Here is a 23,816-nt window from a genome sequence, read left to right as displayed (position 1 = left end):
GGGCATCCCTCAGGACTCTCTCCGCCGGGGCCCGCACGAGGGCGTCCTCCCGCGCGGCCGCAGCAGTCCGAGGATTCCGCGCGCCAGCCGCCCGCGACGCGCCGTGACCAGCGCCCCACCCTCCGAGAGCACGGCCGGTCGCGCTTCTCGCCCGTCTCGGGACGCCGCGGTCACGTCCACCGCCGCCCGGCTCTCGGAAGCCCCGGCCCCACCGGACGCTCCCCCGCCCGCCGGGGCGACCCGCCGGCCTGCCGATGCCCTCTCTCCGAGAACCGCGATCCGGCGGTCCGCCGCCCGGTCCGCCGTGCCGCGACCGGGACTCTCCATGGGCAGCCGCCGGACGCTTCGGGCCTCGGCCCCTGGCCTCTCGGGCGCTGTACCGTCGGTCCCCGGCGTCACGGAGGGCGTGACGCCGGCCGTCTCCGCGCCGGCCGTCTCCGCCCCGGCGGGCGCGGGCGGCGGGCAGGCCCGGCGCGCCTGCCGCAGCGCCAGGGCGAGACTCACCCGGTACCGCAGAACCTCGTCGGGGCGATCGGCGACCCGCAGCCGGTCCAGCACCTCCTGAGCCGGAGGCGACAGCGGCCGTGGCGGGACCGGCTCGGGCCGCAGCAGCCGCAGACAGGCCCGCTCGTACGGATCGGTCACCACCTCGGCCACCGTGACCGGGTCGAGCAGGGCCGCGACGGCCGCCGACCGCTCCCACGGGTCCCGCACGACCCGCAGCAGCGTCCCCAGCCGTCTCCCCCGCCAGGCGCGGGCGCGCCGGTCCTCTCCCTCGTCCAGCATCTCCCGCAGGGCGGGCGGCGTTCTGCCGCTGAGGAGATCGGGGCAGTCCTCGGCGAATTCCCGCAGCTCCACGGCGAGATATCGCCATACGACCGCGTGATAGCGGTTGGTGTGGACGGTCACCGGGGCGAAGTGTCCCGTGCGGGCGAGCCGGGTGAAGCGGGCCGGGCTGATGCCGAGCAGCTCGGCCCCTTCGCGCGTCCCGACGGTCCGCACCCGCTCCCGCAGCTCCTCCGGGAAGCCGCGCGAGCCCCTCAGCCGCTCGATCTCCGCCCGGGCCACTCCCGGCGCTCCCCCGCCCGCCCGGGACGGCGCGCGCACGTGCCCCAGCTGGACCGCGAGGTCGAACTCGCTCCGCTTCAGCTCCAGCAGCCGGGCGGCGCCCGCCGTGGTCAGCCTCTCCTGAACTGCCATGATCGTCTCCCCCGTGAGTCATCAGCACTCTCAGTGACGACGATAGCCCGATGCCGAATCACCCGGGCCGGCCTGTGGACAACTGCTCGACCGCGCTCCGGCGTACTGCGGATCGGCCGGCGTTCTCGCAGCTCAGGGGCGGTGAATGCCCGGTTGCCTGGCAGCCACGCCCAGATGCTCGCCGACCCGGTTGACCATCAGCGTCATCTCGTAGGCGATCTGCCCGACGTCCGCCTCGGCCTCGCTCAGCACACAGAGGCAGCTGCCTTCGCCCGCCGCCGTGACGAAGAGCAGCGCCTCGTCGAACTCGACCATGGTCTGGCGCGCCCGCCCCGCGCCGAAGTGCCGCCCGGAGCCGCGGGCGAGCGAATGGAGTCCGGAGGAGACCGCGGCGAGGTGTTCCGCGTCCTCCCGGGCCAAACCGGTGCTCGCTCCGGTGACCAGGCCGTCGTTGGACAGCACCAGTGCGTGCTTGATGTGCTCGATGCGTGTGGTCAGATCATCGAGCAACCAGTCGAGTCCTTTGTCCAGCGGCATGATTGGTCCCTCCCCGCTCATACGTTCCCCGTGTTGCGGTAAGCCTTTCGCACCCGGGACGGCAGGGCAAGGTGCAACGGGATCGTCGAATGAGGCAGTCGCGCGGGTACATTCGCCCGGCATATTCAATTCCCCGGGGACACACCCGCCCCACTTCCCTCAGGGGTATTCGGTGGCGGCGGAACGGCCCGGTCACGGAGGATCGGCCGATGAACGCGTTTCTCGTCACCGACCGTCTGGCGCTGCGCGCCATCACCGCCTCAGATCTCGACAACCTGTTCGACCTCGACAGCGACCCTGAGGTGATGCGCTTTCTCAACGGCGGTCGTCCGACGGCCTTGGAGACGCTGCGGGAAGAATCCCTCCCCCAACTGACCCATCGGTATCCGTGCATCGGCAACCCCGGATTCTGGGCGGCCGACGACCGGTCGACCGGTTCCTTTCTGGGGTGGTTCGAGTTGCGTCCGCTGCGGGAGGACAGCGCGGCGGTCGTCGAACTCGGATACCGCCTCAACCGGGCGGCGTGGGGCCGGGGCTGCGCCACGGAGGGCGCTCGGGCCCTCATCGCGAAGGGATTCACGGAGCTGGGCGTGGAGACCGTGACCGCGAACACGATGGCGGTCAACACCCGCTCCCGGCGGGTGATGGAGAAATCGGGGCTCAGCCTGGTCCGCACCTTCTTCGGTGACTGGCCGGACCCGATCGACGGCTCCGAACACGGCGAGGTCGAGTACGCCCTGAACAGGGACGACTGGATACGCGGACAATGAGAGCGCGGCCCGACCCGGCCGGACCGGACCGGGCGACATCTCCGTCCTCCCGCCGGCCGAGGAGCCGCAGGTCGGCAGAGGCGCCGGGCCGGCGGGAGATCCTCGCCGCCCGGCCCCTCGCGAGCCCCGAACCCCTCAGGGCGCGCCCGGACCGGATCCCTCTCCGGCTCCGCCGCGGCGCCGGCCGGCCGCGCTGTCCCTCCGGGGGCGGGTCAGCGGCCCAGCTCCTTGCGGGAGACCCTGCGGAGCCTGCGGCGCTGACCGGGGTCGAGCATCAGATACGCCACCGCTGGCACGCCGAGGACGACCAGCAGCGCCGCCCAGAACGGAATCACCGTCATCAGGAGCAGGCCGACGGCCACTCCCCCTATGACGATCTTTGTACGTGTCGACATCTCGACGCCTCCTTGCGCGGCCTTCGCCGTACCTGCCGGTGGAACGTGCGGGCACGCCGCACAGTTCCACTATGCGCTCCGCACCCCGGTCCGCGCGTCCTCCCCGCCCTGGGTCCGCAGCGGCTCCCCCACCTCGCGCATGTGCCCCAGGGCCTGTCGGTAGGACTCGACGAGCCCGGTCTCGCAGTAGCCGAGGGAGAGGGCGCGGCAGTGCGCGCGCACCAGGGGCTGGGCGAGGCGGAGGTGCGGGCGGGGCATGCTGGGGAAGAGGTGGTGCTCGATCTGGTAGTTCAGACCGCCCAGCAGCCAGTCGGTGACCGGGCCGCCTCGGACATTGCGCGAGGTGAGCACCTGGCGGCGCAGATGCCCCCACTCCTTGCCGTTCTCCTCGTCGGCCATCTCCATGCCCTTGTGGTTCGGCGCGAAGGCCATGCCCAGATGGAGCCCCAGAAGCATCTGGTGCACCAGGGCGAAGACGAGGGCCTGTCCGAGGGGCATCGCGGTGAGCAGCAGGGCGGCGTAGGCGACGACATGGACGACGAGCAGCAGCCCTTCCAGCGACCGGGCCCGCGCCGACAGCCGCGGCCCGTCGGCGGACGGGGCGGAGAAGACGGCCCGGAAGCCGTACAGCTTGAGGGCGATCCCTTCCAGGGTGGTCAGCGGGAAGAAGAGCCAGGCCTGGTGGCGGGTGAGCAGTCGCCGGAATCCGGCGCGGCCCACGGCCTGCCGCTGCGTGAAGACGAGGATGTCGGCGGCGACGTCGGGGTCCTTGTCGACATGGTTGGGGTTGGCGTGATGGCGGTTGTGCTTGTCGTTCCACCACTCCTGGCTCATCCCGAGCAGCAGATTGGCGTGGAGGAGCTGGATGATCCGGCCGGTGCGGCGGTCCGCGGCGATCTGGGAGTGACCGGCGTCGTGGGCGAAGAAGGCGGTGCGGGTGGAGAACAGGGCCAGCGCCGGGGCGAGCGCCAGCACCCACCAGGAGCCGCCGAGGAGAATCGTTCCCGTGACCACGGCGGCCAGGGCGAGCAGATTGACGAGCATGCCCCGGACGTACCAGCCGGTACGGCGTTCGAGGAGGCCCTGCTCCCTGACGATCCGCAGCAGCGGCGCGAACTCCGACCCGGAGCGCCGTGGAGCGCGCCTTGGCGCGGACGGAGCTCCGTCCGCGCCGGGCCCCGGGACGGACGCCGCCGACGGTGACTCCGTGGGCGTGGCGGTGGCCTGAGGCATGGGCGGTCTCCGGTCTGTGGGACGTACGGTGCGGTGCGCGACCGTGCTGACCTGAGGAAACCTAGGCAAGGCCGCACCTGCGGGGCCATGACGCCACCACCCGGACCCGGTGGGGGAGAACCCGTGGCCCCGGGTGGTGCTGACCTCACCTTCGACGGGGGGACAGGCCGCGTGAGGAGGATCACGGGCCCGGGAGAGGCGTTCGGTTCCGTGATCGAGTACCCTCGGCGACTCTCACCTGTGCGCTAGTCAAATTTGAGGAATGCGTCATCGCTGTGCACCGACCCTCCGCGGCAACGCTCTCCCGTGTCTCCCCCGACCACTTCCCCCTCACTCCCGACGTGTCGCTCGCCCGCGCCTCCGCCGTGTTCCTTCCCGGCGACCCGGCCCGCACCGGCCGGATGGCCTTCTGGCTTCCCGACGGCGAAACGGCGACGGCGTCCGGGACGGATTCCGGCGGCGGAACCGCCCCGGACGTCCTGACCGTCGTCCGGGACGATCTGCGCCCGCACACCGTGCCCGCGCTGCTGCTGCCCGTCTCCGACGCGCTGCCGCTGCTGACCCGGATGCGCGGCGCGGCGGACGCCTCCACGTCCACCGCGTTCTGGGGAGCCGCCTCCGTGCTCGCCCTGCAACTGGTCGCGCGCGGGCTGCTGTTGCCGGGACTGAGCCCCACCGACCACGACTCCTGGCGGATCGGCCCGCTGGCCGCCGAGGACCTGGACCGGATCCGCGCGCTGGCCGCCTCGATGCCGCCCCCGGCGCACGCCGCGCCCCTGGCGACGCGGCCGGACGCCGACGGCTCCGGCGTACCCCTGCTGCCGGAACCGGAGCGGCTGTTGCGGTCGTTCCTCGACGCCGTGGCGGACTCGCTGCCCCGGTCCCCGGCCGCGACGGCCGCCGCCGGGGGCCTCGCGTTCGCCGCCCGGGAACCGCAGCACCTGCCCGACCGGCGCGCCTGGGCGGCGGACATCGCCGCCGGCCACGACGCGGGCGTCCGGCTGTCGCTCCGGATCGAACTGACGGGCGCCGACGGCGAGGACGCGGAGCCCGCGTTCCGCGCCGTCCTCCAGATGCACAGCGTCAGCGACCCGTCCGTCGTCGCGGACGCCGCCGATGTGTGGGCGGGCGGCGACCGGCCGGGAGAGGCCTTCGGCCCGCGCGCTCGGATGGACGCGCTGCTCGCGCTGCGCCGCGCCGCCCGCGCGTGGCCCCCGCTCGCCCCGCTGCTGCAGGCCGCCGTCCCCGACGCGCTCGATCTCGCGGACGAGGAGATCGCCGATCTGTTGGGCGAGGCGGCCAGGGCGCTGGCGGCCGGCGGCGTCCGGGTCCACTGGCCCCAGGAGCTGTCCCACCGCCTCACCGCGCGCGCCGTCATCGGCCCGCCCGACGACGGCGGGGACTCCGGCGAATCGGGGCTGCCCTCCTTCCTCTCGGCCGACGCCCTGCTCGCCTTCGACTGGAGATTCGCCCTTGGCGAGCACCGGCTGACGCGCGAGGAGCTGCACCGGCTCGCCGAGGCGAACCGGCCGCTGGTGCGGCTGCGCGACCAGTGGGTGCTCGTCGACCCCCGGGAGGCCCGACGGGCCCGGCTGAACCAGGACCGGAAGCTGACGCCGATCGACGCGCTCGGCGCGGTGCTGACCGGCACCGCCGAGGTCGACGGCCACCCGGTGGAGGTCGACGCCTCCGGCTGGGTCGCCCGGCTGCGCGACCGCCTCGCCGACCCCGAGGGCGGCGCCCAGGAGACCGCGCAGCCGCCCGCGCTCACGGCGACGCTCCGCGACTACCAGCTGCGCGGGCTCAACTGGCTGAACCGGATGACCTCACTCGGCCTCGGCGGCTGCCTCGCCGACGACATGGGCCTCGGCAAGACCATCACCCTCATCGCCCTCCATCTGCACCGGCAGTCGGACCCGTCGGCCGCCGGGCCGACCCTGGTGGTCTGCCCCACGTCGCTGATGGGCAACTGGCAGCGTGAGATCGAGAAGTTCGCCCCCGGCACCCCGGTGCGCCGCTTCCACGGCGCGTCCCGCGAACTCGGGAACCTGGCCGACGGGGAGTTCGTTCTCACGACGTACGGCACGATGAGGCTCGACGCCGCCAGACTCGCCGGGGCGGCCTGGGGCATGGTCGTCGCCGACGAGGCACAGCACGTCAAGAATCCGTATTCGGCGACCGCCCGGCAGCTGCGCACCCTCGGCGCGAAGGCGCGGGTGGCCCTGACCGGCACCCCCGTGGAGAACAATCTCTCCGAGCTGTGGGCCATCCTCGACTGGACGACGCCCGGCCTCCTCGGCCCGCTCGGCACCTTCCGCACGCGCTACGCGCAGGCGGTGGAAGGAGGGGAGGATCCGGCGGCGGCCCGCCGACTGGCCTCGCTGGTGCGCCCGTTCCTGCTGCGCCGGCGGAAGTCGGATCCGGGCATCGCTCCCGAGCTGCCGCCCAAGACGGAGACCGACCGCGCCGTCTCCCTCACCGCCGAACAGGCCGGACTCTACGAGGCGGTGGTGCGCGAGACCCTCGCCGCGATCGCCGGGGCCGACGGCATGGAGCGGCGGGGGCTCGTGATGAAGCTGCTCACCGCGCTCAAGCAGATCTGCAACCATCCCGCCCAGTATCTGAAGGAGGATCAGCCGAGGATCGCCGGCCGGTCGGGCAAGCTGGAGCTGCTGGACGAGTTGCTGGACACCATCCTCGCCGAGGGCGCTGCCGTGCTGGTCTTCACCCAGTATGTGCAGATGGCCCGGCTGCTGGAACGCCATCTCGCGGTCCGGGGCGTGCCGACGCAGTTCCTCCACGGCGGGACGCCGGTCGCCGAGCGCGAGGCGATGGTGGGTCGTTTCCAGAACGGCGAGGTCCCGGTCTTCCTGCTGTCGCTGAAGGCGGCGGGCACCGGTCTCAATCTGACCCGGGCGGAGCATGTCGTGCACTTCGACCGCTGGTGGAATCCGGCGGTGGAGGCACAGGCCACCGACCGGGCGTACCGGATCGGGCAGACCCAGCCGGTGCAGGTCCACCGGCTGATCGCCGAGGGGACCATCGAGGACCGAATCGCCGACATGCTGGCGCGCAAGCGGGAGCTGGCGGAGTCGGTCCTCGGCTCCGGCGAGGCCGCGCTGACGGAACTGACCGACGCCGAACTGGCGGATCTGGTGGAGCTGCGAGGGGGCGGCACAGCACGATGAACGACGACGACGAGTACGACGACCTGTACGACGGCGAGGACGCGGAGGACGGCGACACCGAGGACGGCGACGGAGGCGCGCGCCGTAACGGGCGGGACGAGGTGCGGACCTTCGCCTCGCAGCCGCCCGCGCGCGGGCGCGGATTCGCCCAGAGCTGGTGGGGCCTGCGCTGGATCAAGGCCCTGGAGGACACCGCGCTCGACGGCGAACAGCTCAAGAAGGGCCGCGGACAGGCGCGGAACGGCGCGGTCGGCGCGGTGTCGGTACGTCCGGGCCGGGTGACCGCGGTGGTGCGGGACCGGGACGGCACCGGCCGGCGCTGCGATGTGCTGCTCACCGAGCTGACCGACGCGGAGTGGAACCGCTTCCTGGACATGGCGGTCGACCGGGCGGGCCATATCGCGGCCCTGCTGGACCGGGAGATGCCCCCGCACCTGGTCGAGGACGCGGCCTCGGCCGGGGTCGAACTCCTGCCGGGCGTCGGCGATCTGGAGCCCGAGTGCGACTGCGGGGCGTGGGACCTGTGCCCGCACACCGCGGCGCTCTGCTACGAGGTGGCCCGGCTGCTGGACCAGGACCCGTTCGTGCTGCTGCTGGTGCGCGGGCGCGGGGAGCGCCGGCTGCTGGACGAGCTCCAGTTGCGCAGCGTGGCCCGCGCGTCCGCGGGCGCGCCGGTCGGCGGGGAGCCGGAGGAGGAGCCCCCGGGGGTGCGGGCGGACGAGGCCTTCGCGGCGCGGGACATCCTGCCGCCGCTGCCCGCTCCCCCGCCGCTGCCCCGGGAGCCCGGGCAGCCGCCCGCCCTGGACACCGGGGCCGATCCCGCCCCGGGGATCGATCCGGACGCGCTGGAGTTCCTCGCCGCCGACGCCGCCGCCCGCGCCCACCGGCTGCTCGCGGAGGCGCTCGCGCCCGGCCATGGGCACCAGCCCCCGGAGCCGGCGCCCACCCGGGACCAGGACGCGGTGCGGATGGCCGCGACCGTGCCGGGTCCGGTGATCGCCCGGCGGCTGATGGCGGTCACGGGACGCGGACGCGCCGAGCTGGACCGAGCGGTACGGGCGTGGCGCGCGGGCGGCGCGGCGTCGCTGGCCGTGCTGGACGAGGAGTGGACGCCGGGGCCGGAGGCGCTTGCCCGGGCGTCGGCGGCCCTGGACTGCGCCTGGGAGGAGGCGGACCGGCCGCGGCTGCGCGCGACGGCGCCGGGCCGCTGGACGGTGCTCGGCGCCGAGGCGCAGCTGCGTCTCGGCGAGGACGGGCGCTGGTGGCCGTATCGCAAGGAGCAGGGCCACTGGTCCCCCGTCGGCCCGGGCGCCCAGGACCCGGCGGCGGCGCTGGCGGAGGCCCTGGGCGGCGACGAGGGCTGACCGGCTCGGGTTCGACGGCGTCCGGGAACGGGGCGCGGGCCGACCTGGACGCGGGAGCGGGGTACGCGGCGCGAGAGGGGCGTGCCCCGAGGCGGACCCCTGGCGCTCAGCAACGACGACGGCTTCGGGATGTCGGACGGACCCGAGGCGTTCGACGCGAACGGACCTCTGGTGGACAGCGGCGTCGACACGCGTGTGGTCCAGGTCCGGCTGTCCGAACCGCTGACCGACTGACCGACGCGCGGGGCGGTACGGCGGCTCTCGTGCCGGCGGCCGCCCCGGGAGCGCCGTCCGCGGCCGCCCGGGCCGGGCCCGGGCGGCCGCTTCCTACCACAGGGACAGGCTTGTTGAGGCTGTTTCACGTGAAACGGTCGCCGAGGGGACCTCACCGCGTACGGTGAGGTCCCCTCGTACCGACCACGACCGTCCGGGCGGCCGGCGACCGCCCGCAGGATCGGGGCGCGCCGACACCGGCGCACCCGTCTCCCCGACATCCCCGGCGAACCGCCGCCGGCAGGAGATCCTCTCGGTGACCGCGACGCCCCGGCGGGCGGTCCCGCCCACCTCCCCGTTCCGACACGCCATCAGGAGAGGCCCCATGGACCGAAGAACTCTGCTCGGCGGAGCCGCGCTGGCGGCGGTCGCCGGAACGCTGCCGCTCGCCGCCGGGGCCGCCGCCGACGGTCCGCGGTCCGTCCGCGGGGCCGGGACCGACTACCCGTCCGCCCTCTGGGCGCCCGCCGCGGCGGCCAACCGGACCGCCGCGAACCGGCCCTCGTCCCACCGGATCGACATCGTCGTCGTCCATGTCACCCAGGAGACCTTCGCCGACACGGTGAAGATCTTCCAGAACCCGGCGAGAAAGGTGTCCGCGCACTACGTGGTCGGCTCGGCGGACGGCCGGGTGGCGCAGTGCGTACGCGAACACGACATCGGCTGGCACGCGGGGAACTGGGACCACAACACCCGGAGCGTCGGCATCGAGCACGAGGGCTGGGTCGACCGGCCCGAGTACTTCACCCACGCGCTCTACGAGAGTTCGGCGGCCCTCACCGCCTCGGTGTGCGACCGCTACGGCATCCCCAAGGACCGGGCGCACATCATCGGCCACCACGAGGTCCCCGGCGCGACCCACACCGACCCCGGCCCCCACTGGGACTGGACCCGCTACATCCGTCTCGTCAACTTCGCCTGACGGACGGCGTTCACCGCAGGGCCGGGACGGCCGGGCGGCGCCGGGACCGCCCGCTTGTCGCGCCCGGTCGCCTCGGTCACGATGGAGGTCAGGGAGGCCGACTTGAGCGACCCATGGGTGGCCCTGGAAGCGGGCGCGGATCCCGCCGAGCGGACGGCGGTGCTGCGGCGGGCGCACGACGCCTTTCTGACCGCGGGCCGGTTCGAGTCCCCCGTACGCGCGGTGGTGGCCGAATCCTGGCGGCGCTCGGCCCGGGCCCGGGTCAGTCCGGAGGGCACACCGGCCGTCGAACTGGACGAGGACGCGATCACCGCGTACCGGGAGGCGCATCCGCTGGCGCGGGCCATGCCGCTGGTGCGGGAGCTGACCGGCGCGTACGCCCGGGACGGCGACCATCTGGTGGCGGTCTGCGACGCCCAGGGGCGGCTGCTGTGGGTGGAGGGGCCCGCCGCCGCGCGCCGCGAGGCCGGCCGGATGAACTTCGTGCCGGGCGCGCGCTGGGCCGAGACGGTCGCCGGGACGAACGCGCCGGGCACGGCGATCACGGTGGACCGGCCCGTCCAGGTCTTCGCCGCCGAGCACTTCCGCCGACCGGTGCAGGCGTGGACCTGCGCCGCGGCCCCGGTCCACGATCCGGCGAGCGGCCGGGTGCTGGGCGCGGTGGACATCACCGGCGGGGACCGGCTCGCCCATCCGCACAGTCTCGCCTTCGTCGGCGCGGTGGCGCGGGCCGCCGAGTCGCAACTCGCCCTGCTCGCACCGCCGCCGAGCCCCGACACCGTACGGCTCATCGCGCTCGGCCGGGACGAGGCCCTGCTGGTGACGGACGGCCGCAAGACCCGGCTGAGCCGCCGACACAGCGAGATCCTGGTCCTGCTGGCACACCGCCCCGAGGGCGTCGGCGGCGACGAACTGCTGGTGGAGCTGTACGAGGACGAGTCGGTCACCCCGGTCACCCTGCGGGCCGAACTCCACCGGCTGCGCGCGCTGCTGGGGCCCGGCTCCCTGTGCTCACGGCCCTACCGGCTGGCAGACCGCGTCGACACCGACTTCGGCACCGTGACCCGGCGGCTGGCGTCGGGCGCGGTCACGGCCGCGGTGAGCGCCTACGCCGGTCCGCTGCTGCCCGCGTCCCGCGCGCCCGCGGTGGCGCGGCTGCGCCGAAGGCTGGCGGACCAGCTCCGGACGGCCCTGCTGGCGCGCGCCGATCCGGGGCTGCTGGCTGACTGGGCGTACAGCCCCTGGGGCGAGGACGACCTGCCGGTGTGGCGGGAGCTGGCCCGGGTGCTGCCCCGCGCGCAGCGGCCCGCCGCGCTGGCCAGGGTGCGCGAACTTGACGGCTGGCAGCGGGGGTGACGGCCTCGCGCACCACCCCCGTATAAAGATCAACTTCAGGGGACTACCCGGATCCGGCCCGGGTACGCGCCCGGGTGCCCCGACTCTCCCAACCCTCAGGAGACCTCCATGCCGGAGCTGTTCATCGCAGGCCAGTGGGCCGCCGCACGCGACGGGCGAACGCGCGAGATCCGCTGTCCGGCGGACGGCGCGCTCGTCGCCGTCGTCGACGAGGCCGGACCGGACGACGCGAGGGCCGCGACAGCCGCCGCTCGTGCCGCCTTCGACCACGGCCCGTGGCCGCACACCCCGGCCGCCGACCGCGGCAGGCTGCTGCTGCGCGTCGCCGATCTGCTGGAACGCGACAGAGCCGCGCTCGCGCGGGCCGAATCCCTGGACACCGGGAAGCGGCTCGTGGAGAGCGAGTACGACCTGGACGACATCGCGGCCTGCTTCCGCTACTTCGGCGCGCTGGTCGCCTCGGGGGACGGCGGCGGCCGGATCGTCGACACCGGGGACGTCCCGGCCGACAGCCGGGTGGTGCGCGAGCCGGTCGGCGTCTGCGCACTGATCACTCCCTGGAACTATCCGCTGCTCCAGACGGCGTGGAAGGTCGCCCCGGCCCTGGCCGCGGGGAACTCCTTCGTCCTCAAGCCCAGCGAGCTGACCCCGCACACCGCGATCGCGCTGATGCGGCTGCTCGCCGAGGCCGGGCTGCCCGACGGGGTCGCCAATCTGGTGCTGGGCGCGGGTCAGTCGGCGGGCGCGCCGCTGACCGAGGACCCCCGGGTGGACCTGGTCTCCTTCACCGGCGGGCTGGTCACCGGCCGGCGCGTGATGGCGGCGGCCGCGCCGACCGTGAAGAAGGTCGCCCTGGAACTGGGCGGCAAGAACCCGAACATCGTCTTCGCCGACGCCGACTTCGACACCGCCGTGGACCACGCGCTCACGGCCGTCTTCCTCCACTCGGGCCAGGTGTGCTCGGCCGGGGCCCGGCTGCTGGTCCAGGACGAGCTGCACGACCGGTTCACCGACGCGGTGACAGCGGGCGCGGAGAGGATCAGGCTGGGCGGGCCGTTCGACCCGGAGGCCCGCAGCGGGCCGCTGATCTCCGCCGCCCACCGCGACAAGGTCGAGGCGTATGTGGCCGCGGGTCTGGCCGAGGGCGCGGTGCTGCGCTGCGGCGGGCGGCGGCCGGCCGATCCGGCGCTCGCCGGGGGCCACTACTTCCTCCCGACCGTGCTGGACGAGTGCACGGCGGGGATGTCGGTGGTCCGTGAGGAGTCGTTCGGCCCGGTGCTCACCGTCGAACGGTTCCGCACCGAGGAGGAGGCCGTGGGGCTGGCCAACGACACCGTGTACGGGCTCGCGGGAGCGGTCTGGACCCAGGATCCCGGCCGGGCCCACCGGGTGGCGTCCCGGCTGCGCGCCGGAACCGTCTGGATCAACGACTTCCATCCCTATGTGCCGCAGGCGGAGTGGGGCGGGATGAAACAGTCGGGCTTCGGCCGGGAGCTGGGGCCGTCGGGGCTGGCGGAGTATCAGGAGACCAAGCACATCTGGCGCAATCTGGCCCCGCGCCCGCAGGGCTGGTTCTCGTGACGCCCGGGCGCGGCCCCGAGGGCGCGCCGGACGGCTCCCCGCCCGCTCCGGGCGGCGCGCAGGGCCCGCCGGAGCCGTCGAGAGGCGGTGCGGACGGCCGCCGGCCGCCGAAGGAGCCGGGCGGGGGCGCGCCGTCCGCGCACCGGGACGACGAGGCGCTCGGCCTGCTGGGCTACCGCCCCGAGCTGCGGCGCACGCTCGGCACCTTCCACACCTTCGCCGCCGGGATCAGCTACATATCCATCCTCACCGGCACCTTCCAGCTCTTCTACTTCGGGGTCGCGTTCGGCGGGCCCTCGTACTGGTGGTCCTGGCCGCTGGTCTTCGCGGGCCAGCTCATGGTGGCGCTCTGCTTCTGCGAGCTGGCCGCCCGCTATCCGGTCGCCGGATCGGTGTACAACTGGGCCAAGTCCCTGGGCGGCCCGCACACCGGCTGGCTCGGCGGCTGGATGATGCTCACCGCGACGATGGTGACGCTGGCCGCCGTGGCGCTCGCCTACCAGGTCACGCTGGTGCAGATCGACGACTGGTTCCAGTTCGTCGGCGACGGTTCGGGCGGCTCCGACGTCGCCGCCAACGCGGTGCTCCTCGGCACCGCGCTCATCGCCTTCTCCACGCTGGTGAACGCCTTCGGCGTCAAGCTCATGGCACGGATCAACTCGGCCGGCGTGTTCATCGAACTCATCGCCGCCGTCGCGCTGATCGTGCTGCTCGCGGCGAGCGTCACCCGAGGCCCCTCCGAGGTCCTCACCGACACCCACGGCCTCGGCGGCGAGGAGTCCCTCGGCTACTTCGGCGCGTTTCTGACCGCCTCGCTCGCCTCCGCGTACGTCATGTACGGATTCGACACCGCGTCCTCGCTCGGCGAGGAGTCCCACGACCCGAGCCGCAACGCGCCCCGGGCGATTCTGCGCGCCCTGGTCGCCTCCTTCCTCATCGGCGGACTGATCCTGCTGTTCGCCCTGATGGCGGTCCCCGACCTGGCCTCGAAGGAGCTGACCACGGGCGGTCTTCAGTACGTGGTCCTGGAGAGCCTCGGATCCACCGTCGGGGAGATCGTGCTGTGGTGCGTGGTCGTCGCGATCACGGTCTGTGTGCTGGCCGTCCACGCGGCGGGCATCCGGCTGATGTTCGCCATGGCACGGGACAACAATCTGCCGGCCGGCTCGCTGCTGGCCCGGGTCAGCCCGCGCTTCGGCACTCCGGTCGCCCCCGCCGTCGTGATCGGGGCGGTCGGCGTCGGCGTACTGCTGATCAACGTCGATCAGCCGCAGATCTTCTCGGTGATCACCAGCATCGCGATCATCATGATCTATCTGGCCTATCTGCTGGTCACCGTGCCCATGCTGATCCAGCGGCTGCGCGGGAACTGGCGGCCCGCCGAGGGCGCCTTCTCCCTCGGCCGCTTCGGTCTGCCCGTCAACATCGTCGCGGTGGTGTGGGGCGCGGCGATGTCGCTCAATCTCGCCTGGCCGCGCGCCGAGGTCTACAACGCCACCGGCGACCAGCACTGGTATCTGCGCTGGGGCGCGTTCCTCTTCATCGGCGCGGTCGCGCTCGGCGGCTTCGCCCACTACTGGTTCGTCCAGCGGCACCGCACCGGCGTACTCGAGGAGCACCGCGCCCTCGCACCCGACGGGCCGACCTCTTCCGACGCCTGACCCTCTCCCCCGACGCCTGAACCCCGCGCGCACGGGCGCATCGCCCCGCGCGCACGTCCCTGGAGACACGTATGTCCGAACAGAGCAGTTCCGTGCCCGCCCCCGACTCCGCCCCCGTCCGTGAGTACGACTACGTGATCGTCGGCGGCGGCACCGCGGGGGCGGTCATCGCCGCACGGCTCACCGAGGATCCGTCGGTGAGCGTCTGTGTACTGGAGGCGGGCCCCTCCGACGTCGGCGACAACAGCATTCTGCGGCTCGACCGGTGGATGGCCCTGCTGGAGTCCGGCTACGACTGGGACTATCCCGTCGAACCCCAGGACAACGGCAACAGCTTTATGCGGCACGCCCGCGCCAAGGTGCTCGGCGGCTGCTCCTCGCACAACTCCTGCATCGCCTTCTGGGCCCCGGCGGAGGATCTCGACGAGTGGGCCGCCCTGGGAGCCGCCGGATGGAGCGCCGAGGAGTGCTTCCCGCTCTACCGCCGGCTGGAGTCCAACGACGCGCCGGGCGACCACCACGGCCGGTCCGGACCGGTCACCATCCGCAGCGTCCCGCCGAACGATCCCTGCGGCAGGGCGCTCCTGTCGGCCTGCGCGGCCGCCGGCCTTCCGACGACCCCGTTCAACAGCGGCGACACGGTGATCCGCGGGGCGAACTGGTTCCAGATCAACTGCCGCGAGGACGGGACCCGCTCCTCCGCCTCGGTCTCGTACCTCCATCCCGCGCTCGGCCGGCCGAATCTCGACGTACGGACCGGAGTGCAGGCGAAACGGCTGCTCTTCGGCGACGGGAGCCGGTGCGAGGGGGTGGAGTTCCTCCAGCCCGACGCCCTGCGCTCGGACCGGGTACGGGCCCGCCGCGAGGTGGTCGTCTGCTGCGGCGCGATCGACTCGCCCAAGCTGCTGATGCTCTCGGGCATCGGTCCCGCGGCCCATCTGCGCGAGAGCGGAGTGGAGATACGCGTCGACGCGCCGGGAGTCGGCTCCCATCTCCAGGACCATCCGGAGGGCGTGATCATGTGGGAGGCGAAGCGGCCCATGGTCACGTCGTCCACCCAGTGGTGGGAGATCGGGATCTTCGCCGACACCGAACCGGGTCTGGACCGGCCGGATCTGATGTTCCACTACGGCTCGGTGCCGTTCGACCTCAACACCTATCGGCGCGGCTATCCCACCTCCGACAACGCCTTCTGCCTCACCCCCAATGTCACCCGCGCCCGTTCCCGGGGCACGGTCCGGCTCCGCTCGCGCGACTTCCGGGACAAGCCCAGGGTGGATCCCCGGTACTTCACCCATGAGCACGACATCCGGGTGATGACCCAGGGGCTGCGGCTCGCGCGCGAGATCGTCGCGCAGCCCCAGATGGCCGCCTGGGCCGGCCGCGAGCTGGCTCCGGGCCCCGCGCTCGGCTCCGACGACGAGCTGTTCGGGTACATCCGCGACACCCACAACACCGTCTACCACCCGGCCGGCACCGTGCGGATGGGCGCGCCGGACGACGGGGACTCGCCGCTCGATCCGCAGCTGAGGGTCAAGGGCGTGAGCGGGCTGCGGGTCGCGGACGCGTCCGTGATGCCGTCGCTGACCACCGTCAATCCGTGCATCACCACCATGATGATCGGCGAACGGTGCGCCGAGCTGCTCACCGCCGGCTGATCACCGGCCGCTGTTCGCGGGTGACGCAACGTGCTCGCAACGTCCGGGCTCCTAGCCTCCCGGTGACCGTCGTACCGAGGTGACGACGGCGTCACCGGGAGGTTCTGGAGATGACCCGATACGCGAGCCCGGGCAGCGACGGCGCGATCGTCTCGTACCAGTCCCGCTACGACCACTGGATCGGCGGGCGGTACGTGCCGCCGGCCCGCGGCGGGTACTTCGAGAACCCGAGCCCGGTCGACGGCCGTCCGTTCACCGAGATCGCCCGCGGGACCGCCGAGGACGTGGAACTGGCCCTGGACGCGGCCCATGCCGCCGCACCCGGCTGGGGCCGCGCGTCGGCCGCCGAGCGGGGCGGGATCCTGCTCAAGATCGCCGACCGGATGGAGGCGAACCTCGAAGCGCTCGCCGTGGCCGAGAGCTGGGAGAACGGCAAGCCGGTACGGGAGACGCTGGCCGCCGACATCCCGCTCGCCATCGACCACTTCCGCTACTTCGCCGGAGCGCTGCGCGCCCAGGAGGGGACGCTGAGCGAGCTGGACGACGACACCGTCGCGTACCACTTCCACGAGCCGCTGGGCGTGGTCGCGCAGATCATCCCGTGGAACTTCCCGATCCTGATGGCGACCTGGAAGCTGGCGCCCGCTCTGGCCGCGGGCAACGCGGTGGTGCTCAAGCCCGCCGAGCAGACTCCGGCCTCCATCCACGTCTGGCTGGGCCTGATCGCGGACCTCCTTCCCGACGGCGTGCTGAACATCGTCAACGGCTTCGGCGTCGAGGCGGGCAAACCGCTCGCCTCCAGCCCGCGCGTCGCCAAGATCGCCTTCACCGGTGAGACCACGACCGGGCGGCTGATCATGCAGTACGCCTCCGAGAACATCAAGCCGGTCACCCTCGAACTCGGCGGCAAGTCGCCCAACATCTTCTTCGACGACGTCTCGGCCGCCGACGACGACTTCCTGGACAAGGCCCTCGAAGGTTTCACCATGTTCGCCCTCAACCAGGGCGAGGTGTGCACCTGTCCCTCGCGCGCCCTCGTCCAGCGCGGCCACTACGCCGACTTCCTGCGGGCGGGCGTCGCCCGCACGGAGCAGATCGTCCCCGGGCACCCCCTCGACACCGACACGATGATCGGCGCGCAGGCGTCCAACGACCAGCTCCAGAAGATCCTCTCCTATCTGGACATCGGCCAGCAGGAGGGCGCGAAGATCCTCACCGGCGGTCAGCGGATCGAGTACGACGGCGACATGGCCGGCGGGTACTACGTCCAGCCGACCGTCTTCGAGGGCGACAACCGGATGCGGGTCTTCCAGGAGGAGATCTTCGGCCCGGTCGTCGCCGTCACCTCCTTCTCCGACTTCGACGACGCGATCGCCACCGCCAACGACACCCTCTACGGTCTCGGCGCGGGCGTCTGGACCCGCGACGTCAACACCGCCTACCGCGCGGGCCGCGCCATCCAGGCCGGCCGCGTCTGGACCAACTGCTACCACGCCTATCCGGCGCACGCGGCGTTCGGCGGGTACAAGCAGTCGGGGATCGGGCGGGAGACGCATCGGATGATGCTGGATCACTACCAGCAGACGAAGAACCTTCTCGTGTCGTACTCACCCAAGAAACTCGGCTTCTTCTAGACGCAAAGAAAGGGTGTCTGACCAGGGGTTTTCCCTGTCAGGCACCCTTCGCTACGCGCTCCTCGGCGAGGAGACGAAATATACGGTCACTCCCGATTCATTCCACCCGTATCCCACCCCTGACCAGCTGTTCCGGGGCCATTCCGGGCCAGTAGCCCTCTACACGCCCTCATCGGCTTCCGTGACACCGTCCCAGCGCCGCATGGAGTCCTCGATGAGCCGGTTGGCGTGGTCACGTGCCTCGGCCAGGAACTTGGCGCAGTGCCGGAACAGGACCTGGATGCTCTGGCCGGCGCGGCGTGCGCATTCGGCGGGGTCGACGCCGGAGGCGAGCCAGAAGAAGATGCCGGCGTGCCGGAGGTCGTAGGGCCGCTTGGCGAGTTCGACGGCGTGTTCGTCCAGCGTCAGGGCGGCTTCGCGGGCCCGATTCCAGGTGATTCCGTAGGCGGCGGCGTCGATGTAGTTGCCTTTCGCGTTCCGGAAGATGCGGCCGTCCGGCGCGGTGCCGAACTGGTCGATGTGTTCGCGCAGAATGCGGACGAGCACGGGTGGGACGGGTACGGGCCGGGTCGCTTTGGCCGCGCGCCGCTTGAGCGAGTGGATTTCGTGGACGGAGCCGTCGTCGGTCCATTCTTTGCCCGCGTTGACGACGCCTCCCTTGAGATTCAGCAGGCCCCATCCGGTTGCCGGGCGGCGGCACTGGGCCTTGCGCAGGTGGATGACTTCGGCGGGGCGCATGGCCGCGTAGTACACAGGCGAAGAAGCCGTACAGATGGGGCCCTCGGCCCGGGAGTTCTCTGACGGCAGCGAGGAGTCGGGTGACCTGGGCGGGGTTGGGGACGCAGTCCGGGTCGACTTCGTCCGCCACTTCTGGCGCCGTCCACCGGAGTCCGCTGAGCGGACTGTGGGTGAAGTACCCGCGTTCCACAGCCACACGGAACACCTCGTTCACCGCAGCTCTCTTGCGTTTCACGGTCTTGGCGGCGGCAGTGGTCCCGTCCAGTTTGCGGCACAGGGCGTCAAGCGCTCGGCGAAGGGTGTCGGGGTCCTCCAGCTCGCTCACGGGCAGGGAGTTCCGCTCCAGCCAGGCCAGGGCCTCGTGCCACTCCTCGGCGGGCTCGGATTTCCAGGCGTTTTGTCGAAGGCCCATGAGTACAGTGCTCGCCGAAGAACGCGCGGGTGCCGGTAGGCGGCTCCCGGCTCGACCAAGGCGGGGGTGATGGCGGCGAAGGCGTCGGCGAGGGTGCGGCGGGTGTTGCCCGGGGTCCGGTCCCAGCGCTGTTCGATGTACTCCCGCGCGAGGACGTACCAGGTGGTGCGCTGTTTCAGGGCGCGGAGTTCGGAGGCGGGCAGGCCGGTCCGGGGGTCGAACGATTCGCCGTCCCGGGCCGCGGTCATCAGTTTGGCGCGACGGCTCTCCGCGAGCCCTTTGGTCTTGCCGGCCGCTCATCGAGCCGGACCGCCTGCACCGATTCACGCCGCACCGAACAAGAAAGGGAGCTCCATGGGCTACGTCATTCCGGAGGAATGGAGAAGCCATTTCGCCGAAGGGAAGGGCTTCCGGCCGCTCGGTGAGCGCGAGCGGGCGCTGCTGGCCGAACATGTCCCGGCGCCGTCCGGGGGCGGGCGGGCGCTGGACGTGGGCAGCGGGACCGGGGAGCTGGCCGCCCATCTCGCCTCGGTCGGCTACCGGGTGGACGCCGTGGACTTCGCCGACAGCGCCCACGCCCGGGCCCGTATCGAGCACCCCGGCGAAGGGCGGGTGCACCGGCTCACCCTGGACATCGAGCACGGCGACCCGGCCGAACTCGACCCCGACGGGTACGACCTGATCACGCTCCGGCTCGTGTATCCGTTCCTCAGCAGCCGTACGGGCGTGGTCCGCGGGCTCGGGAAGCGGCTCCGGCCCGGCGGCGCGCTGGTGGTCATCACTCCCACCACGGGGCTCCGGCCCGGCGGCGCGCTGGTGGTCATCACTCCCACCACGGCGGACGTCCCTCAGGACCGGCGGGACATCGCGCTCGACGAGGACGAGATCGCCCTCCTGACCGAAGGCTGGGAGACGGCCGAACGCATGGACGCGGACGGGCTCACGGTCGTGGTCCTGCGCGGCCTCCGACCGGCGGACACGAGGGCGGTGGAGAAGGGCAGACCTGCCGGGCACGGCCTGATCGGTGCCCTGGCTGTCGTCACCGACGGCGCGGGGCGGGTGCTGCTCGGCCGGTCCGCCCAAGGCATGTGGGAGCTCGCCGGCGGGAAGAGCCAGGGTTCCGAGGATCTCGCCGCCACGGCAGTGCGGGAACTGGCGGAGGAGACCGGGCTGGTCACCGACCCGGGCGGCGCCGCGGTGGTGGCGATGCTCGTCGACGCCGTCGGAGGTGTGCCGCGGCTGACCGCGGTGGTCCGCGTCACCGCCTGGTCCGGGACTCTCACCAACCCGGAAAGGCACCTGTTCGCGCGGTGGGAGTGGCACGCCCCGCACACCCTGGCCGCCCTGGGCCCGGTGTTCACCCCGGCCGCGCAGGCGCTCAACGCGGTCTGGCCCGGGATCATCCCCGGCCTGCCGCCGGTGAACTCCTATCCGCTCGCCGCCGGTCAGCCGCCCGTACCCGGCGAGCCCGCGGAAGCGGTCCGGCTGCGGCACGCGATGGCGGACGCCGTGACCACCGGCGGCTGGGCCACCTCCGAGCCGGTGCGGCACGCCCTGCGGACCGTTCCCCGGCACCGGTACGTCCCGGAGCAGGACCCGCGCACCGCGTACGACGACAATGTCGCCCCCGTGACCCGCCGCGACACCGCAGGGCGGGCGACGAGCTCGGTGTCCGCGCCATGGCTCCAGGCCGACATGATCGAGAGCCTCCGGCTGAGACCGGGCGCGGTGGTGTTCGAGGCGGGGTCCGGCGGCTACAACGCCGAGCTGCTCGCCCAGGTCACCGGTCCCTCAGGGCGGGTCGTCACCGGCGACATCGACCCGTACGTCGTCCAGCGCACCCGTCGCTTCACCGCGGAGGCCGGCAGCGGGCGGGTGACCGTCTTCCAGGGCGACGCGGCCGGCGGCGCGCCCGCCGCTCTGGTGCCCCGGGGCGGCTTCGACGGGAGCATGGTCACCTACAACGTCTGGGACATCGCCCCGCCGTGGCGGGAGCAGCTTGCCGACGGCGGGCTGCTCGTGCTCCCGCTGGAGATCCACGGCTACACGCGAGCGGTCGCCTTCCAGCGGTGCGGGGAGGTGTTGCACGCGCGGAAGTTCACCCACTGCGGGTTCGTCCGGGCCCAGGGCGCCCACGCCCGCACCGCCCCGGCCGTGGATCTGCTCGAGGGCGAGCTGCGGTTGCGGTTCGAGGACGGGCCGCCCGCCGGCACCGACGGGCTGGAGGCGGCGTCGCGCGGGCCCCGGCTCGAGGTCGCCACCGGGGTGACCATGGGGTCCGGGTTCTATTTCGGCTCCCTCCAGCTCTATGTCTCCACGACCCTGCCGGGGTTCTGCCGCCTGTCCGTGGACCGCGATCGGGACAACGGGATCACCCGGCTCGCCCCGGGGGACGCAGCGCCCGCCGTCACCGGCGGAGGTTCTCTGGCCTACCTGACCTACGAGCAGGTCCGGCACGGCGACACCCCCGCGGAGCGTTTGTGGGAGTGGGCCGTCCACGCCTTCGGCGATCAGGGCCCGGAGCTTGCCGAACGCCTCGCCGCCGCGGTGCGGGCCTGGGACCGGGACGTCCGGGATCGCGCCGAGGACCCCGCCCTGTCCGTCCACCCGGCAGGCACCCCCGATGACCGGCTGCCCGCGGGCGAAGTACTGGACAAGCCGCACTGCCGGCTGGTGTTCCAGTGGCCGGGCCGCCACACCACCCGCCCGGCAGCCGCCGATGCCGAATCCGCCCCCGTGAGCTCCCTGGAGGACGCGTGATCACCGATTCCCTCCCTCTCCCGTCGGTGCGCTCATGACCCACAGGGCCAACCGCCGGTGAACGCCTCCGCGCTGCTCCGCAACTCCGGGGGCGAGTATCTGCTGCTGAGGGACGACGTGCACGGCATCTGCGACGGCCTCGGGGACCAGCGGTACAGCCGTCGGCGCTAAGGACTTGATCATGTTCGTGGCCGGCGCTGATGGTCGAACCGCGTCCATGCGCGTGCCGCGCCGGGCGGGGTTCCTTCCTTGGTGGGCCAGGTGGTGGAGGTTCGCGAACCGGTCGGGTGACCCCACCGCGGTGCGGGCGGTCGGCTGATCAGTCCTGTCGGGAGCATGGACAGCAGTCCGGTTGCCGAGGGATGGCGGAGTCGTGGTGGAGGTGTCCGGGCCGCGGGCCCTGGTGCGAAGGCTGTGGGTGGTCAATGCGCCCATGGTCGCGACGGTGGTGGTCGGCGGCTTGTTCCTGGTGGTCGCGCTGGTGGGGCTTGTGGTGGACGGGCGGGTGATCACGGGGCAGCCGGCGTGGGCGAAGCCCGCCCGGTTCGCTTTCTCCTTCGGTCTGTTCGCCGTCACGCTGATCTGGCTGATGTCCTTCGCCCGGGGCCACGCCCGTCTGGTGAGTGTGATGTCCTGGACGGCGGTCTTCTGTGTGGCTGTCGAGGGGGTGGGGGGCACCTGGGCGGCGGCGGAGGGGACCACCAGTCACTTCAACTTCACCAGCGTCGTCACCGGCACCAGGATCCTCGTCATGCTGCTGGCCTCACTGGTGCTGCTGGCGATCGGCCTGGTGACCGTGTTCCTGCTACTGCGGGGGCGCGTCGAGCCGCCGGCGCTGGCCTGGGCCCTGCGGCTGGGGATGATCGTGGTCACCGTGAGCATGGTCGCCGTCTATCTGATGGTGCAGTCCACACCCGCCCAGGAGGCCGCCGCCGACCTGACGGGCGAGATGCCGTACGTCGGCGCGCACACGGTCGGCCCGCCCGACGGCGGCCCGGGGTGGCCGGTCACGAACTTCAGCACGGTCGGCGGGGACTGGCGTATCCCGCACTTCTTCGGCGTCCACTCCCTCCAGGTCCTGATCCTGTTGGGCCTGCTGCTCACCCTCGGCCCCCGCGTGCTCGGCCCCCGTCACCGCACCACCCTGGTCTTCATCGCCGCCGGCTTGTGCCTCGGGCTGACGGGCGTCCTCACCTGGCAGGCCCACCGCGGGCAGCCCTTCACCTCCCCGGACAGCGCGACCGGTATCGCGCTGACCGCCCTGGCCGTGGCGGTCGCCGCGGCCACCACCGCCGTGTACTGGCACGCCCGCACCTTGGTCCCTGGAGCCGGGCGGTAGCCTCTGCCCGGGATCCGCACAGGCCCGCCCGCTGTGATGACCGGCCCTCGCCGGCACGGTCGGGCAGTGCCCGCAGATTCCCGGGCAGCGTCGGGCGGGGGCCTGGTTCCGGCGTCTCAGGGCCAGGGAGTCCGTTCGCCGGCCTTCGCGGCCAGCTCCTCGTCACCAACCATGGTGATCATCTCGACGCCGGGTGCGCAGAGCATGGCCACGACGAAGCTGCTCGGCCTGTCGGCCAGGAGATTGGCGACCCGGTAGTGGATGACGTCGCCCCCCCCCGGCTCCCAGAACGCCTCTCCCGCCTTGATGGGGTACGGTGCTCCGCCCTCCAGCTCGAAGAGCATCTCACCCTCCAGCATGTACCCGAAGACCGGCCCAGAGTGCCGGTGAGGGCCAAGGCCCGGGTCGCCCGGGGGGAGTTCGAGGTGCTGGAGCATCGCGTGCGAGCCTTTCGGGATCCGCAGATCGGGAAGGTGTAGAAGATCCCTGACGACCATGTTCGTACCTGCTGCGTCCATGGTTCAAATTTCGCACGATTCATCCCGTATGCAGGGAATCCACTCCGCAAGCATCCGTCCGGGAGGCGGAATGTGCGGCCCTGGGGCACAGCGGTTGACTCTGTGCCGGTGGTCATGGGATCGCGGCAGGTCGCGGACTGGCCTACCTCATTTCGGCGGGCGCGAGTCCCCGTGCTCAGCACCCCACCGTTGCCAGCGACGCACCCGGGGATGGGGACCGGTCTCGATCACTGACCGGAGGTCATGTCCGACTCCTTCCCTGACCTACTTGTCGCGG

19 protein-coding genes are annotated in these 23,816 nt (G+C 72.6%); 12 read left to right on the top strand and 7 right to left on the bottom strand.

Annotated elements, in window-relative coordinates:
• Positions 1-9: 9 nt before the first annotated feature.
• A complete protein-coding gene (locus ACF089_RS07090) occupies positions 10-1,200 on the bottom strand; it encodes a DUF6397 family protein (protein ID WP_392022913.1) in 1,191 nt (396 codons plus the stop codon).
• A gap of 132 nt (positions 1,201-1,332) precedes the next feature.
• Positions 1,333-1,737: a roadblock/LC7 domain-containing protein gene (locus tag ACF089_RS07085; RefSeq protein ID WP_392022912.1), complete on the bottom strand. Its 405-nt coding sequence runs from the start codon at positions 1,735-1,737 to the stop codon at positions 1,333-1,335.
• A gap of 209 nt (positions 1,738-1,946) precedes the next feature.
• On the opposite strand from ACF089_RS07085, the gene ACF089_RS07080 reads away from it, so the two are divergent.
• Positions 1,947-2,507 (top strand): GNAT family N-acetyltransferase, encoded by a 561-nt coding sequence (locus ACF089_RS07080; RefSeq protein ID WP_392022909.1) that lies wholly within the window; start codon positions 1,947-1,949, stop codon positions 2,505-2,507.
• Between the two features lie 212 nt (positions 2,508-2,719).
• On the opposite strand, the gene ACF089_RS07075 is transcribed toward ACF089_RS07080, so the two are convergent.
• Positions 2,720-2,902 carry a hypothetical protein gene (locus tag ACF089_RS07075; RefSeq protein ID WP_392022907.1) on the bottom strand — a complete coding sequence of 61 codons (183 nt, stop codon included), beginning with the start codon at positions 2,900-2,902 and terminating at the stop codon, positions 2,720-2,722.
• 69 nt (positions 2,903-2,971) lie between these two features.
• Entirely contained in the window at positions 2,972-4,135 is a 1,164-nt protein-coding gene (locus ACF089_RS07070) for a fatty acid desaturase family protein (RefSeq protein ID WP_392022906.1), read from the bottom strand.
• Between the two features lie 275 nt (positions 4,136-4,410).
• Between ACF089_RS07070 and ACF089_RS07065 the strand changes: the two genes are divergently transcribed.
• From ACF089_RS07065 to ACF089_RS07025, 9 genes are all read left to right on the top strand, one after another.
• Positions 4,411-7,323, top strand: a complete 2,913-nt coding sequence (locus ACF089_RS07065; RefSeq protein ID WP_392022904.1) for a DEAD/DEAH box helicase — start codon at positions 4,411-4,413, stop codon at positions 7,321-7,323.
• Positions 7,320-8,687 carry an SWF or SNF family helicase gene (locus ACF089_RS07060; protein ID WP_392022901.1) on the top strand — a complete coding sequence of 456 codons (1,368 nt, stop codon included), beginning with the start codon at positions 7,320-7,322 and terminating at the stop codon, positions 8,685-8,687. Before ACF089_RS07065 ends, ACF089_RS07060 begins: the two co-directional genes overlap by 4 nt.
• Before the next feature lie 81 nt (positions 8,688-8,768).
• Positions 8,769-8,921, top strand: coding sequence for a hypothetical protein (locus tag ACF089_RS07055; RefSeq protein WP_392022898.1), 153 nt, complete (start codon positions 8,769-8,771; stop codon positions 8,919-8,921).
• Positions 8,922-9,285: 364 nt separating this feature from the next.
• A complete protein-coding gene (locus ACF089_RS07050; RefSeq protein WP_392022897.1) occupies positions 9,286-9,882 on the top strand; it encodes an N-acetylmuramoyl-L-alanine amidase in 597 nt (198 codons plus the stop codon).
• 102 nt (positions 9,883-9,984) lie between these two features.
• The gene (locus ACF089_RS07045) at positions 9,985-11,238 is read left to right on the top strand and encodes a GAF domain-containing protein (protein ID WP_392022894.1); all 1,254 of its coding nucleotides are present in this window, start codon (positions 9,985-9,987) and stop codon (positions 11,236-11,238) included.
• Between the two features lie 108 nt (positions 11,239-11,346).
• Complete coding sequence (locus tag ACF089_RS07040; protein ID WP_392022892.1) at positions 11,347-12,819, top strand: aldehyde dehydrogenase family protein; 1,473 nt, start codon at positions 11,347-11,349, stop codon at positions 12,817-12,819.
• Positions 12,816-14,480, top strand: a complete 1,665-nt coding sequence (locus ACF089_RS07035) for an amino acid permease (protein WP_392022889.1) — start codon at positions 12,816-12,818, stop codon at positions 14,478-14,480. Before ACF089_RS07040 ends, ACF089_RS07035 begins: the two co-directional genes overlap by 4 nt.
• Positions 14,481-14,551: 71 nt before the next feature.
• Positions 14,552-16,138, top strand: a complete 1,587-nt coding sequence (locus ACF089_RS07030) for a GMC family oxidoreductase (RefSeq protein ID WP_392022886.1) — start codon at positions 14,552-14,554, stop codon at positions 16,136-16,138.
• A gap of 110 nt (positions 16,139-16,248) precedes the next feature.
• Positions 16,249-17,772, top strand: a complete 1,524-nt coding sequence (locus tag ACF089_RS07025) for an aldehyde dehydrogenase family protein (RefSeq protein WP_392022884.1) — start codon at positions 16,249-16,251, stop codon at positions 17,770-17,772.
• 159 nt (positions 17,773-17,931) lie between these two features.
• Here ACF089_RS07025 and ACF089_RS07020 read toward each other — a convergent pair whose 3' ends face one another.
• Both ACF089_RS07020 and ACF089_RS07015 read right to left on the bottom strand, forming a co-directional pair.
• Positions 17,932-18,510, bottom strand: a complete 579-nt coding sequence (locus ACF089_RS07020) for a hypothetical protein (RefSeq protein WP_392022882.1) — start codon at positions 18,508-18,510, stop codon at positions 17,932-17,934.
• Positions 18,511-18,831: 321 nt separating this feature from the next.
• On the bottom strand, positions 18,832-19,170 hold the full coding sequence (locus ACF089_RS07015; RefSeq protein WP_392022879.1) for a hypothetical protein: 339 nt from the start codon (positions 19,168-19,170) through the stop codon (positions 18,832-18,834).
• Positions 19,171-19,276: 106 nt separating this feature from the next.
• Here ACF089_RS07015 and fxlM point away from each other — a divergent pair, with 106 nt between their 5' ends.
• Together fxlM and ACF089_RS07005 are read left to right on the top strand one after the other, a co-directional pair.
• Positions 19,277-21,682: a methyltransferase, FxLD system gene (gene fxlM / locus ACF089_RS07010; protein WP_392022876.1), complete on the top strand. Its 2,406-nt coding sequence runs from the start codon at positions 19,277-19,279 to the stop codon at positions 21,680-21,682.
• Positions 21,683-22,055: 373 nt separating this feature from the next.
• A complete protein-coding gene (locus tag ACF089_RS07005; RefSeq protein ID WP_392022874.1) occupies positions 22,056-23,021 on the top strand; it encodes a hypothetical protein in 966 nt (321 codons plus the stop codon).
• Positions 23,022-23,137: 116 nt separating this feature from the next.
• Here the strand turns inward: ACF089_RS07005 and ACF089_RS07000 are convergent, their stop codons facing one another.
• On the bottom strand, positions 23,138-23,539 hold the full coding sequence (locus ACF089_RS07000; protein ID WP_392022871.1) for a cupin domain-containing protein: 402 nt from the start codon (positions 23,537-23,539) through the stop codon (positions 23,138-23,140).
• Between the last annotated feature and the right edge of the window lie 277 nt (positions 23,540-23,816).

Source organism: Streptomyces sp. NPDC014894, assembly GCF_043080985.1.
Classification (GTDB): Bacteria; Actinomycetota; Actinomycetes; order Streptomycetales; family Streptomycetaceae; genus Streptomyces.
The sequence above is the reverse complement of the archived record's forward strand: the minus strand, read 5'-3'. Positions and strand labels throughout refer to the sequence as shown.